The sequence below is a fragment of the Opitutia bacterium KCR 482 genome (genome assembly GCA_029269845.2).
Taxonomy (GTDB): Bacteria; Verrucomicrobiota; Verrucomicrobiia; order Opitutales; family Intestinicryptomonadaceae; genus Merdousia.
In genome coordinates, this window is record CP149973.1 from 1,263,400 (window position 1) to 1,277,779 (window position 14,380).

The following is a 14,380-nucleotide window of genomic DNA, read 5'->3' on the forward strand; positions in this document are numbered from 1 at the left end:
AGAGGAGCGCGATTTTTAAATATTTTCTCAATCGTTTGAGGCAAAAATTTTATAAATTCAGAAAAAGGCGAAACTATGGTAAGATTTGCGGTAATAGGAATGGGCCCCATCGGCTCAATGCACGTTGACAACCTCATGGGAGGGAAAATCCCCGAAGCGGAAATCGCATGCGCATGCGAGCAGCGCCCCGTGGAAGACCCAAAATATGCGGGGCTTAAAATATACAAAGAGCTTGACGACATGCTCGCAGCGGGCGGCTTCGACGCGGTGATTGTTTCGACCCCATCGTTCACGCACTATCCGCTCGCAAAAAAGTGCCTCGAAGCGGGCTACCACACCCTCGTTGAAAAACCCATCGCCCTCTGCACGGCGGACGCGATAGAGCTTCAGGAGTTCGCAAAAAAATGCGGAAAGAAGTGCGCAATCATGCTCAACCAGCGCACGACCCCGCTCTACGCGCGAATCAAAGAGCTTATCGACAGCGGCGAAATCGGCAAAATCAACCGCGTTTCGTGGACGATGTCGAACTGGTACAGACCCGACATCTACTTCCAGTCGAGCCCGTGGCGCGGGACGTGGAAGGGCGAGGCGGGCGGCGCGCTCATCAACCAGTCTATACACAACATCGACATTTGGGCGTGGGCGTTCGGAATGCCCGAAAAGCTCCGCGCGTGGTGCAAATTCGGCAAATACCACGACATCGAAGTCGAGGACGAAGTAGTCTGCCACCTCGACCTCAAAGGCGGCGCGAGCGCGACTTTCATAACCTCCACGGGCGAATACCCCGGCGCAAACAGGCTCGAAATCGCGGGCGACAAGGCGTTTGTCGTGGCGGAAAACGACGCGCTTACAATCACGCGCATCGAGGGCTCTTCGCTCTCGGAATACACCAGGGACACACTCTACATGTTCGGCTCGCCCGACACAAAGACCGAAACCGAAACGTTCGACGGCAAAGGCGAACAGCACGTCGGCGTTCTCAAAAACTTCGCCCGCGCGATAGACTCGGACGGGCGGCTCGACTTCGACGCCTCGCAGGGCGAGCTTTCGCTCGAACTCGCAAACGCGATGCTGCTTTCGGCGTGGACCGATTCGGAGGTTTCGTTCCCGCTCGACCACGCGAAATACAAGAAGATGCTCGACGGGAAAATCGCGTCGTCCAAGCTGCGCGACAAGCCGCGTCAGGGCGCGATTGTAGACTTCAAAAAATCCTTCAAATAAACGCAACCCGCAAACGAAAGGCAGAAAATGTCGAAACACGCAACGGGCTACGACTACGTCCCCGACGGCAACGCAAAAGACAAGACGGTCGCCGACGGCGAGCTTAAATTCGCCGCCGCGGGGCTCGACCACGGGCACATCTACGCAATGACGCAGGGCATGCTCAACGCGGGCGCGAACTGCGAATACGTCTGGGATACCGACGAAAAGCGCATTGCCGAATTCCTGAAACGCTTTCCCGACGTAAAGGTCGCGGAATCGCTCGGGCAGATTTTGGACGACCCGTCCGTAAGGCTCGTCGCCAACGCGGGAATCCCCGCGCACAGGTTCGACATGGGCAAAACCGTCCTCGAAGCGGGCAAAAACTTCTTTGTGGACAAGCCGCCGTTCACGACCCTCGAACAGCTCGCCGAAGCGCGCGCTCTCGCCGCGAAGACGGGGCTTAAATACATGCCCTACTACGCCGAACGCGTCCACAACGAAGCCGCCGAACGCGCGAACGCGATAATCAAAAGCGGCGGAATCGGGCGCGTGTTGCAGGTGCTCATCATGGCGCCGCACAGGCTTTCGAAACAGGCGCGCCCTAAGTGGTTTTTCGAGCGCGGCGAATACGGCGGAATTTTGTGCGACATCGGCTCGCACCAGTTCGAGCAGTTCCTCGAATTTTCGGGCTGCGACGAGGCAAAGGTAAACTTCGCAAGGGTCGCCAACATGGACAACCCCGACACCCCCGAATTGCAGGACTTCGGCGAAGCGTCGGTCGAAATGGCGAACGGCGTTTCGGGCTACTGCCGAGTAGACTGGTTCACGCCCGACGGACTCCCCGTGTGGGGCGACGGCAGAACTTTCGTGCTCGGCACGGAGGGCTATGTGGAAATCCGCAAATACATAGACTTCTCGCGCGAGGGCAACCCGCCGCAGACGCTCTACTGGGCGAACAAAACTGGCGTCGAGCGCATGGACTGCCTCGGCGACGGATTCCCGTTCTTCGGAAAATTCGCCCGCGACGTTCTCGACGGAACGGAGACGGCGATGACGCAAAAACACGCGTTCGCGGCGGCGGAGCTTTCGCTCTCGGCGCAGGCGAAGGCGGAAGGCAAAATTTAGAAAAAAGCAAATACCATGGCAGAAAAGAACGCACAAATAGAATCGCAACGCGCCCAAATACTCGAAGCCCGCAAACGCGGCAAATGGGCGACAATCGCAACTTTCGCAAAGTTTTCGGGCCCCGGCTGGCTTCAAAGCGCGACGACACTCGGAGGCGGGTCGCTGGCTTCCGCGCTCTACCTCGGAGTCCTCGGCGGATTCGGCTTCATGTGGCTGCAACCCGCCGCGATGATTCTGGGCATAGTAATGCTCGCGGCAATTTCGTACGTAACGCTTTCAATTAACAACAAGCCAATGCAGAGCGTGAACTCGCAAATCAGCCCGATTCTGGGCTACGGCTGGGCGATAGGCTCGCTGCTCGCGTGCCTCGTGTTCGCAATGCCGCAGTTTGCGCTGGGGGTTGCGGCAATCACGCAGAATTTCTCGGCTTCGACCGACGCGCCCTCGATGCTCACGGAAGTGGGAATCACTGCGGCGCTGTTCGCGCTGGCGACGGCGATGGTCTCCATGTACGCGTTCGGCGGCAAGGGCGTAAAATTCTTCGAAAGGATAATCAAGCTTTCGGTCGCGGCGATTGTAATATGCTTCTTCGGCGTGGTGCTCAGCCTCTGGTGGAACGGCAAGATTGACTGGTCGGCGGTGTTCGCGGGCTTTGTGCCGAACTTCTCGGTGCTTTCCGAACCCAGCGCGGACTTCATGAAATACATCTCGCAGCTCGGCGCGGAGGGTCAGAAGTTTTGGAGCGACATGATTGTATCGCAACAGCGCGACGTCGTGATTTCCGCGGCGGCGATGGCGGTCGGCATCAACATGACTTTCCTCTTCCCCTACTCCATGCTCAAAAAGGGCTGGGACAAGGATTTCCGCGGACTCGCGATTTTCGACTTGGCGACGGGGCTTTTCATTCCGTTCCTGCTCGCGACATCGTGCATAGTAATCGCGTCGGCTTCGCAGTTCCACGCAAAACCCGCCGACGGGCTTGCGATGGCGCAAATGGTTGACGGCAAGCTCAAGCCCGCGGTCGTCGGCGGAAAGGAAATCGTACCCGCCCCGAACCTCGTAGCCCCCTATATTTCGCTGCTCGATTCGAGAATCGGAAACGCGATGGGCGCGGACAAATTCGCCGCGCTTCCGCCCGTGCAAAAGGACGCCGTCCGCAACGCATTCCCGATTGAAGAGCGCAAAATGGCGGCGATGCTCGTAAAGCGCGACGCCTCCAACCTCTCCGAAACGCTCGCGCCGCTCCTCGGCGACGACGTCGCCCGCTACGTTTTCGGGCTTGGCGTGCTCGGCATGGCAATCAACGCGGTGCTCATGAACATGCTTATCTGCGGGCTTTGCTTCGCGGAAATTTTCGGAAGGGGGGCTTCGGCAAAATGGAATCTCTGCGGCTCTATGCTGATTGCCCTAAGCGCGACAGCCTCCGTATTCTTCAAGGGCGCAAAGATGTGGCTTGTAATCCACGCGGGGGTAATCGCGATGGTGCTTCTGCCGATTGCCTACGGCGCGTTCCTCGTGATAATGAACAGCAAAAAGATTCTCGGAAGCGAAGCCCCGCGCGGCGGCAAACGCGCCCTCTGGAACGCGCTCATGTGCTGCTCGGTGGCGGCAAGCTCGGTGGCGAGCCTCTACGTTCTCTGGAACAAACTCGGCTACGCCGGCCCCGCGATTTTCGTGGGCTTCCTCGCGCTGGTCGCGGTCTCCAACAAATTCATGAAAAAATCCTCCAAATAATGGAAAATCCATTCGACATTAAAAACAGGGTTATCGCGGTAACGGGCGCGACGGGCGTGCTCGCGGGCGAAACCGCAAGGCATCTTGCAAAATGCGGGGCGAAAGTCGCGTTCATAGGGCGCGACCCCGAAAAGCTCGCCGCCGCCGAAAAATTCTGCAAGGACAACAAGTGCGAGGGCGCGGCAATCCGCGCCGACGTCACGAACAAGTCAGACCTGATTTCCGCGCGCGACGAAATTCTCGGCAAGTGGGGCGCGCTCGACTGCCTCGTAAACGGCGCGGGCGGCAACCGCGCGGGAGCTACTATCCCGCCCGACAAAACATTCTTCGACCTCGACCTCTCCGCGTGGGAGGACGTCTTCAAGCTCAACATGGAGGGCACGCTCCTGCCGACCCTCGTCTTCGGCGAAATTTTCAGAAAGACGGGCAAAGGCTCAATCGTCAACTTCTCGTCGATGACGGCGCAGCAGGCGGTAACGCGCGTTCTGGGATACTCGAACGCAAAGGCGGCAATAGACAACCTCACGAAGTGGCTGGCGGTCGAATTTGCAAAAAAAATCGGCGACGGCGTGCGCGTCAACGCGGTAGCCCCCGGATTCTTCCTCAGCGAGCAAAACAGAACGCTGCTCACAAACGAAGACGGCAGCCTGACATCGCGCGGCAAGGACATCGTGAAGGCGACGCCCTTTGCGCGTTTCGGACGCTCCGACGAAGTCTGCGGGGCGGTGCACTACCTCTGCTCCGACGCGTCGTCGTTCGTGACGGGAACGGTCATGGCAATCGACGGCGGGTTCTCGTGCTTTTCGGGAGTATAGGGAGGACGCAAAAATGCAAAAGCTCAAAGAGGGTTTCAGATGGTACGGCGACAACGACCCCGTGCCGCTCACGTTCATTCGCCAAAGCGGCGCGACGGACGTATTCGCGTCGCTGCACCACATTCCCTACGGCGAATTGTGGACGGTAGAGGAAATCGAAAAGCACAAGGCGAAAATCGCCGCCTGCGGGCTTGAATGGAGCGTCGTGGAATCGCTGCCCGTCACGGAGGACATGAAACTGCGCTCCGGCGATTTCCGCCGCCACACGGAAAACTACAAGCAGAGCCTGCGGAATCTTGCGAAGTGCGGAATCACGAAAATCGTCTACAATTTCATGCCCGTGCTCGACTGGATTCGCACCGACCTGCACTACAAACTGCCCGACGGCTCGCAGTGCCTGCGCTTCGACCCCGTGCAATTCGCGGCTTTCGACATCTTCGTCTTGAAGCGCGGCGGCGCGGCGGAGGAGCGGACGCCAGAGCAGGTCGAAAAGGCAAAGGCGTTTTACGAATCGCTCGACGCCGCGCGGAAAAAGGCTTTCGAACGCTCGATTATCGACGTTTTTCCGGGGTGCAAAATGGGGCTTGAAATCGGCGACATGCGCAAAATGCTCGCCCGCTACGACGGAATCACGCCGCAGAAACTCAAAGAAAACCTCGCGGAATTTCTGAACGAAGTAGCTCCCGTCGCGGAGGAAGTCGGCGCGATTCTCGCAATCCACCCCGACGACCCGCCATTCCCCGTGCTCGGCCTGCCGCGAATCGCCTCGCGCGTGGAGGACTTCGAGGAAATGTTCGCCGCGTGCCCCTCGAAGGCAAACACAATCTGCTTCTGCACGGGCTCGCTCAGCGCGGGCGCACACAACGACATCTCGAAAATGGTAGACAGGCTCGCCGACAGAATCGGCGTGGCGCACCTGCGCAGCACGCAGGTCAACCCCGACGGCTCGTTCTTCGAGGCGGGACACTTGGAGGGCAGAGTGCCCATGGCGGAAGTAGTAGAAAAGCTCCTGAAAATTCAGGACAAGCGGCTCGCAACCGGCGGCGAAAGATTAATCTTCCGCCCCGACCACGGCCGCGACATGGCCGACGACCTCCTCAAACCGCCGCCCGACAACCCGGGGTATTCGTTCATCGGCAGAATGAAAGGCCTTTGCGAAATCCGCGGAGTGCAAACCGCTCTCTGCGCGGCGCAAAAATAGGGCAAAAAAAAAACGCAAACGCAAGCTTCGGGGAACAACGCCCCGAAGCTTTGTTATTTTCGGAATCGCCGCAATATAAGGTTGACGAGCGCGGAAAATTTTGGAGACTTTGCAATTACTTAATCGGCGGGAATTTTTTTGCGCCGCAAGGGGATTTTTATAAATGAAAGTCAAAGATTCGACAACTATCGACAGCGGATACGACGTTTTTAATTCGCTTGAATTCCTAAACCAAAACCTCGCGTACGCGGCAACTTGCGCGCTCGCCCGCGACACGAAAAAGGAATACATCTACGATTTTTCCCTGAACAGACATCTCGACAGGGGAACGACGCTTGCGGTTGCGCTCGCGCTCAAAGGGTATATCCAGAAGAATTTTCCGGACAGCCAGCGAATCGGCATCGCCCTGCCCGCGTGCTTCCCCGGGGTGGCGGTAAACCTCGCGGCGCAAATGGCGGGAAAATCCTGCGTGAACATAAATTTCACGACGGGGTCGGACTCAGCAAAGGCGTGCCTTGCAAAGGCGGGAATCACCTGCATAATCGGCTCTAAAAAGGTTCGCGAAAAGGTCTCGGCGCACGCGCCCGACTTCCCGTGGACGGACAACTTTGTAGACATCGGCGACATTCTCAAAAGCATAGGCAAAAAGGGCATTCTGCCGCATCTGATTGCCGCGCGGACGCTTTCGGGCAAAATGCTCTGCGCGCTCTACGGAATCCCGAAAACGGGCGGAGACAAAGAGGCGTCGATTATCTTTACGTCGGGTTCGGAGGCCGCGCCGAAGGCGGCGGTTCTCACGCACAGAAATTTGATGGCAAACGCCCGCCAAATGTCGGAAATCGGCATTGTGGGCTCTACGGACTCGCTCCACGCAAACCTGCCGCTGTTCCACAGCTTCGGGCAGTCCGTGCAAATGTGGTTTACGATGATTTTCGGCGTGAGAATCGTGATGGTGCAAAGCCCGCTCGAAGTCCAGACGAACTTGGAGGCTGCGCGAAAGGGCGGCTCTACAATCATGATTTCCACGCCCACATTCCTCCGCGCATACTATAAAAAGGCGACTTCCGCCGACTTCCCCAAGCTCAAACACGTCATCGGCGGCGCGGAAAAAACGCCCGACGGCTTCATCGAAGCGTGGAACGCAAAGTTTCCGCATGTGGCGTACCTCGAAGGCTACGGACTGACGGAGGCGTCGCCCGTGGTTAGCGTCAACCTGCCGCCGAACCTCAGACGCGGCAAGCTCTGCCCGCAGCCGAGCGCGACAAAAGCGGCGTCGGTGGGCGAAATCTTCCCCGGAATGCAGGCTCGCGTTGCCGACCCCGACAGCGGCGCAATCCTGCCCGTCGGCGAAGTCGGACTGCTGCAACTCAAAGGCGCGAGCATTTTCGGCGGATACCTCAACCAGCCCGAAGAAAACAAAAAGAAGCTCTCCGACGGCTGGCTCAACACGGGAGACCTCGCCATGCTCGACTCCGACGGCTTCATTTTCATCAAGGGACGCCTCTCGCGCTTCTCGAAAATCGGCGGCGAAATGGTGCCGCATTCGGGCGTAGAAGAGGCGATTGTCCGCGTGCTTGGGCTGCAAGAGTCGGAGCTGCCGCTCGTGGCGATAGGCTCAAAAATAGACCCCGCAAAGGGCGAAGCACTCGTGCTTCTTGCGGCGGTGGACATCGACATTCCGCAACTGCGCAGACTCCTTACCGAGGCGGGGCTTCCCAACCTCTGGATTCCCAAATACGTCGTGCGGGTTGAGGCAATTCCGCTGCTCGGAACGGGCAAGCTCGACCTCGGCACAATCCACAAAATCTGCAAAAGCGCGGGCTAAGAGCGGCGCAAGACGGGCTTTCACAATGCGCGGAGCGGCATACGCCCCGCGTTTTTTTTGCGCAAAACCGCCGCGGCGGCTCAACTGTAAAGTAAATTTCCGCAACTCTGGTTTGACAAGATGGCTGCGTCAATGTTCAGTATCGGCATAGGACAAAACAACTCAATATGCGGAAGGGGAACAATATGTTGAAAAAATTAATAGCTGCGGCGGCACTTATGCCCGCTCTCGCATTCGCAAGCCTCGACGTTAAAATAGACGCATCGAAAACCCACCAGAAAATCGACAACTTCGCGGCGGCGGACGCTTGGAGCGGACAGTTTGTAGGACAGTATTTCAACGACGCGCAAAAGGGACAAGTCGCAAAATGGCTGTTCTCGCAGAAAATCGGCGCGGACGGCAACCCCGAAGGCATAGGACTTTCGATGTGGCGCTTCAACATCGGCGGAGGCTCGCTCGAACAGGACGGCGCAAACATAGTTCCGTTCCAGCGCAGGGCGGAAAGCTTCCTCACAAAGGACGGCAAAGCCTACGACTGGGGCAAGTGCGCTGGGCAAATGTATTTCGTGAAAAAGGCGAAAGAGTACGGGGTAGAAAAGCTCCTGCTGTTCTCGAACACGCCGCCCGTACAGTACACCCGCAACGGACAGGGCTACGGCAAGCCCAACGACAACAAGGCGAACATCAAGCCCGACTGCTACGGAAAATTCGCCGACTACATGGCGGACGTCGCAAAGAAATTCGGAGAATGGGGCTACAAGGTAGACTACATCAGCCCCATCAACGAGCCGCAGGTAAATTGGGACTCAAACAGACAGGAGGGCAGCCCGTGGTACATCTCCGAAATGAAGCGCGTGTTCGTCGAGCTTGACCGCGCCCTCACCGAGCGCAATCTCGACACCCTCATTTACATAGGCGAAACCGCCCACCCCAAATACAACTATATGAACGCCGCGTGGGACACCCCGCCCTCCCGCTGGAACAAAGACCCCGAAGCGGAACGCCCCACATACATCATCAAAAACTTCTTCGACAAAAACAGCAAAGCCTACGTCGGCAACCTCAAACACATGCCGAAAATCGTGTCGGGGCACAGCTACCACGCGCACCTGCGCAACCCCGACATGGTCAGCGTCCACAAGGCTGTTGCGGCGGAGGCGGAAAAGTACGGCGTCGAATTCCAGCAGTCGGAATGGTGTCTGCTTCCGCACTATACGGCGGCGCAAATGGACGGCTTCACAAAAGACTGGTTCAGCGACAACCGCGCCGACATTCAAACGGCTCTTCTGATGGCGCGCATAATACATTCCGACTTCGTGAACACAAACTCGCGCGCTTGGGGCTACTGGAAAGGCATCGAAATCAAGGGAGACCACGCGCTTGTGGGCGTCTACCCCACGAACGGACGCCTCGAAGACGGCGGCGTTGCCCGCGCAAACAAACTGCTCTGGGCGCTCGGCAATTACAGCCTGTTCATTCGCCCCGATTTCAAGAGAATCGAGCTTTCGGGCGCAAACGATTTGGACAAAACCGCGGGCACGGCGTTCGTCTCGCCAGACGGCAAAAGAATCGTCGCGGTTTTCGTGAACTCGTCGTTCGAGCGCGACACCGCGAAAGTCTCGCTTCCCGAAAACTTCAAAAACGCGAAAGTCCGCGCGTTCAGAACAGACGCAAACTCCGACTTGGCGAACATATGGGCGGATGAATCCTCGCGCGAATTCACAATCGCCCCACGCTCGATTACAACTCTCGTGTTCGACCGCTAAACCGCGCCCGAACGCCCGAAATCTACCCGCAAAACGCGCTTCCGCCCGAAGCGCGTTTTTTATCGACATTGAGCAACAAAGCTCCATTATTTGCCGAAACACTTTCTAAAAACAAAAGGGATTATATGAAATACAAGGTGGGAGCGGTTGGGTTTGCCGCATTATTTGCGTCATTTTTTGCGTTTTGCGGGTGCAAAGAAAATTGCGCAAAGAAAATATTTTTTGCAGGAGCAACCCAAAACGCAAAAGTTTCGCCGAAAGCCGACGGAGCGATTTCGGACAAATTCATTTTCCCCGCGGAAGGCGCGGTGAAATTCGACGGCATGCTCGGAAAATCGCTCGATACGGCGATGAACGGCGACATTCTCGTCTGGAATACCGACGAGCTTCTGCGCCCGTACAGGGAACGCTACGAAAAAAAACCCACCGACTGGCAGTCGGAATTCGCGGGCAAATGGCTCGACGGCGCGGAGCTTGCGTACGCCTACGCGCCCACGGCAAAGCTCGATAAAATCCTGAAAAACATGTCAGGCGAACTGATAAAAACGCAGAAGCCCGACGGCTCGATAACGACGTTCGTTCCCGCCGCCGAATTTTCCGCCGTCTGGGATTTGTGGGGGCGCAAATACGTCATGCTCGCCCTGCTCTCCGAGTACAAAAGAACCGCCGACCCGAAAGTTCTCGACGCCCTCGTCAAATGCGCCGACAACATCATGGCGAACGTCGGCGACGGCAAACGCATAAACAACATCTGCTTCGGCTGGTGGTACGGACTGGTTTCGTCGAGCATTCTCGAACCCTTCGTGGGCGTCTACAAATACACGGGCGACAAAAAATACCTCGACTACGCCGAATGGATTGTCTCCTGCTGGGCGACAAGCAACCTCAAACCCGACCTCCTCAACAAGGGGCTTGCAAACACGCCCGTTGTCAAAATGTTCGCGCCGCGCAAAAGCGTTGTAAAAATTTATCAGGACGGCGGAGAATCGAAAGCCTACGAAATGATGTCTTGCTACGAGGGACTTATCGAACTGTACAGGGCAACGGGCAACGAAGACTACAAAAAAGCGGTGCTCAACACGGCAAGGCAAATCGCCGAACGCGAAATCACGGCAATCGGCTCAGGCTCTATTTGGGAACGCTGGGTAGACGGCAAATTCCTGCAACAGGAAGATTCGCCGTACTGGATGGAAACTTGCGTATCAACCACATGGATAAAGCTTTGCGCCCAACTTCTGCGACTCTCCGCCGATCCCGTTTACGCCGACTACGCCGAACTTGCCGCATACAACGCGCTCGCGGGAGCGCAGGGCGCGGACGGCAAATGGTGGTCGTACTTCGCGCCGCTCAAAGGCGCGCGCAACCCGTCGCCCGAACAGGTAAAAATGCACATAAGCTGCTGCGTGGCAAGCGGCCCGCGCGGGCTTTTTATCTTGCCGAAAATCGCCTACACAGCCGATTCGTCCGACGGGCTTTACGTCAATTTTTACGAAAACGGCGAAGCCAAGCTCGAAATCCCCGCATTTGGGGCAAGCGCGACGCTTAAAGTTTCGGAAGTCGATTTCGGGGCGGAAAAATTGCGGGCAAAAATCGCGGTTTCCCTGCCCGACGGCAAGCCGCAGAAATTCGCCCTCAACGCGAGAATTCCGTCGTGGAGCAAAAACACCGAAATTTTCGTCAACGGCAAAAAATCGGCTTCGCCCGAATCGGGAAAATACGCGGAAATCAGGCGGAAATGGAGGGACGGCGATACCGTCGAAATCGTCTTCGACTCCCGCGCATTCGTTGTCCGCGACCCGAACAATCCCGAAATTTACGCCCTCCAAAGAGGCCCCATTGTCTTCGCCCAAGACCTGCGCTTTGAGCCGAACATAGACAAGCCTTTCAAGTTCGAATTCGAAAACGGCGATTTTGTAAAGAATGTCGAAGTGGTTAAGATTAACGGCACAAACGCCGCGCTCAAAGTAAAAACCGCCGACGGCGGCTACCGCACCTTTGCCGACTACGCTTCGTGCGGAGCTACTTGGGACAAAAACTCGCGGCTGCGGGTTTTCGGCGGCGCGTTTTAATCCGAGCGGCGCGTTTTAATCCGAAAAAACCGGACTTTAAGTCTGGTTTTTTTGCGCCCAGAGAAAACGCCGCAAATTCGGCAAAAAATAGTTGACCGTTTAACTAATTTGCATTTTCATATTTCCGACAAGAGGAAACAAATGAAAAAGAAATTCATCGAAATACTGACAGGGCTTGCCGCGCTCGCATTGCTTGCGGCTTGCGGGGAAAAGGAATCGGGTAAATCGGAAGCTTCGGCAAGTCTCGACGGCAACTGGACACTCTCATACGCCGAACAACCAGAAATTGCGGCGCGCACGCCGTCCGACTTCAAAAAACTGCGCGGGCTTAAAACGATTCCCGCAAAAGTTCCGGGAACGGCGCAGCTCGACCTCCAACGCGCGGGCGTCGAGCCCGACGCCATGATTGGCGACAACGTCTATAAATACCGCAAGTACGAAGCGTTCGAATGGATGTTCTCGCGCGAATTTAAATCGCCCAAGCTCGCAAATGGCGACCGCGCGGTACTCAACATGCGCGGCGTAGACACCCTCGCCGACGTGTTCGTCAACGGCAAGCTTGTAGGAAGCCCCGAAAACATGTTCATTGAGCACGAATTCGACATCACCGACTTCTTGAAAAAGGGCGGCGTAAACAAAATCGACGTAATTATACGCTCGCCCGTAATCGAATCGAAAAAGTACGCAAACATAATCGGCTCGGGCACGGCGGAGCGCACGGAGTATATCAATATCAGAAAAGCACCGTCGAGCTTCGGCTGGGACATTCACCCGCGCATCATCACCGCGGGGCTTTGGCGCAGCGCAACGCTCGAAATCCGCAACGAAGTGCACATCGAAGACGTCAATATTTACACGATTGCGGCGGACGCGAAAAATTCGCAGGTGAAGTTCGGTCTCGAAACAAAAATCGACGCTCCGTACTCGAAATTCGACTCGCTCTTTATGCGCGTTGAGATTTCCAAAGACGGCAAAAAGGTTTTCGAATCTAAAACGCCTTTCATGACGTACGTCAACAAAATCGGCGGCACGCTTCGGAACGCCGAGCTTTGGTGGCCGCGCGGCTACGGGGCGCAAGCGCTCTACGACGTGCGCGTAGACGTTTGCGACGAAAAGGACAGCGTTTTAGCCTCAAAAAAAATGCGCACGGGCTTCAGAACGGTGCGCCTCGAATTCGCCGAAGTGGAGTTGCCCGCGGGCGAATCTTTCAAGTACGCCGGCGCGGGAACGGCGTTCGGCAAAACCGACCTCAAAAAGCTCAAAGGCGAATTTAAATTCTACGTCAACGATGTCCCGATTTTCATGAAGGGCACGAACTGGGTGCCGCTCGACGCCTACCACAACCGCGACAAAGAGCACGTCAAGGCGGCGGTGGACATGCTCGCCGACCTCAACTGCAATATGGTTCGCTGCTGGGGCGGAAACGTCTACGAAGACCACGATTTCTTCGACCTTTGCGACAAGTACGGCATTCTCGTTTGGCAGGACTTCTCCCTTGCGTGCTGCATAACGCCGCAAAATGCGGACTTCGCCAAGAAGATGGAGCAAGAGGTTGCAAGCGTTGTCCGCAAGCTCCGCTCGCACCCGTCGATTGCGCTTTGGGCCGGCAACAACGAGATAGACCAAGCCTACTTCTGGCGCAAAGTCTCCCCCAAGCCGATTAACCCCTCGCACGATAAAATCAGCCGCCAAACAATCCCGAACACGATTTTCGAATACGACTGGACGCGCCCCTACCTGCCGAGTTCGCCGTATCTCTCCGAAAAGGCGTTCGCCAACCCCGAAAAATATTCCGCCCCCGAAGTCCATCTCTGGGGCGCGCGCGGCTACTACAAGACGCCGTTCTACAACGCTTCGCTTGCGCCGTTTGTCAGCGAAATCGGCTACCACGGCTGCCCCAACCGCAAAAGTCTCGAAAAAATGATGACGAAAAAATGCGTCTATCCGTGGAACAAAAAGGGCGAATTTAACAAAGAATGGCAGGCGAAAGCCACAATGCCCTTCCAAAACGGCAAAAGCTGTATTACCCGCAACAATCTCATGGTAAATCAGGCAAAGCTCCTCTACGGCGAATGCCCGAAGGATTTGGACGACTTCATCTTGGCGTCGCAGCTCGTGCAGGCGGAGGCAAAAAAATATTTCATCGAGCTTTGGCGCACAAAGAAATTCGAGAACAAAACGGGCATTCTCTGGTGGAATCTCCGCGACGGCTGGCCGATTCTCTCCGACGCAATCGTAGACTACTACGGCTCGAAAAAGCTTGCGTACTCGTTCATCAAGCGCGTCCAAACCGACGTCTGCGCCATGATTGACGACGACTTCAAGCTCGTCGCCGCCAACGACACCCTCAAAGCCGCCAAGGGGCACGTCAAGGTAATCGACGCCGACTCCAAGAAAACCGTCTTTGAGGGCGACTTCGAAGTGCCCGCAAACGCAAAGACCGACATCGCCCGACTGCCCGCGCAGGACGGGCAGGGCGTGCTGCTTATCGAATATACCGTAGACGGCAAGCCGCAGTTCAACCACTACATGTACGGCAGACCGCCCTTCAAGCTTGCCGACTGCAAACGCTGGCTGAAAACAATCAACGCCAAATAACGCGCGGGGCGCAATCCTCCGTTTGCAAGCTCCGCTTCCGACAA

9 protein-coding genes are annotated in these 14,380 nt (G+C 56.6%); all 9 read left to right on the forward strand.

The window, feature by feature from the left end; all coding sequences use genetic code 11:
- The first annotated feature begins 75 nt into the window (after window positions 1-75).
- Complete coding sequence (locus P3B99_005245; GenBank protein WYJ06617.1) at window positions 76-1,221, forward strand: Gfo/Idh/MocA family oxidoreductase; 1,146 nt, start codon at window positions 76-78, stop codon at window positions 1,219-1,221.
- Between the two features lie 27 nt (window positions 1,222-1,248).
- A complete protein-coding gene (locus P3B99_005250) occupies window positions 1,249-2,328 on the forward strand; it encodes a Gfo/Idh/MocA family oxidoreductase (protein WYJ06618.1) in 1,080 nt (359 codons plus the stop codon).
- A 15-nt stretch (window positions 2,329-2,343) separates the two neighbouring features.
- Window positions 2,344-4,062: a divalent metal cation transporter gene (locus P3B99_005255; protein WYJ06619.1), complete on the forward strand. Its 1,719-nt coding sequence runs from the start codon at window positions 2,344-2,346 to the stop codon at window positions 4,060-4,062.
- Entirely contained in the window at window positions 4,062-4,877 is an 816-nt protein-coding gene (locus P3B99_005260; protein WYJ06620.1) for an SDR family oxidoreductase, read from the forward strand. The genes P3B99_005255 and P3B99_005260 overlap by 1 nt, the downstream gene beginning before the upstream one ends.
- Before the next feature lie 13 nt (window positions 4,878-4,890).
- Window positions 4,891-6,078, forward strand: a complete 1,188-nt coding sequence (uxuA, locus tag P3B99_005265) for a mannonate dehydratase (protein WYJ06621.1) — start codon at window positions 4,891-4,893, stop codon at window positions 6,076-6,078.
- A gap of 163 nt (window positions 6,079-6,241) precedes the next feature.
- Window positions 6,242-7,903: an AMP-binding protein gene (locus P3B99_005270; GenBank protein ID WYJ06622.1), complete on the forward strand. Its 1,662-nt coding sequence runs from the start codon at window positions 6,242-6,244 to the stop codon at window positions 7,901-7,903.
- A gap of 185 nt (window positions 7,904-8,088) precedes the next feature.
- Window positions 8,089-9,669, forward strand: a complete 1,581-nt coding sequence (locus tag P3B99_005275) for a glycoside hydrolase (GenBank protein WYJ06623.1) — start codon at window positions 8,089-8,091, stop codon at window positions 9,667-9,669.
- Window positions 9,670-9,794: 125 nt separating this feature from the next.
- The gene (locus P3B99_005280) at window positions 9,795-11,738 is read left to right on the forward strand and encodes a beta-L-arabinofuranosidase domain-containing protein (protein WYJ06624.1); all 1,944 of its coding nucleotides are present in this window, start codon (window positions 9,795-9,797) and stop codon (window positions 11,736-11,738) included.
- Window positions 11,739-11,879: 141 nt separating this feature from the next.
- Complete coding sequence (locus P3B99_005285) at window positions 11,880-14,336, forward strand: sugar-binding domain-containing protein (protein ID WYJ06625.1); 2,457 nt, start codon at window positions 11,880-11,882, stop codon at window positions 14,334-14,336.
- The last annotated feature ends 44 nt before the right edge of the window (window positions 14,337-14,380 follow it).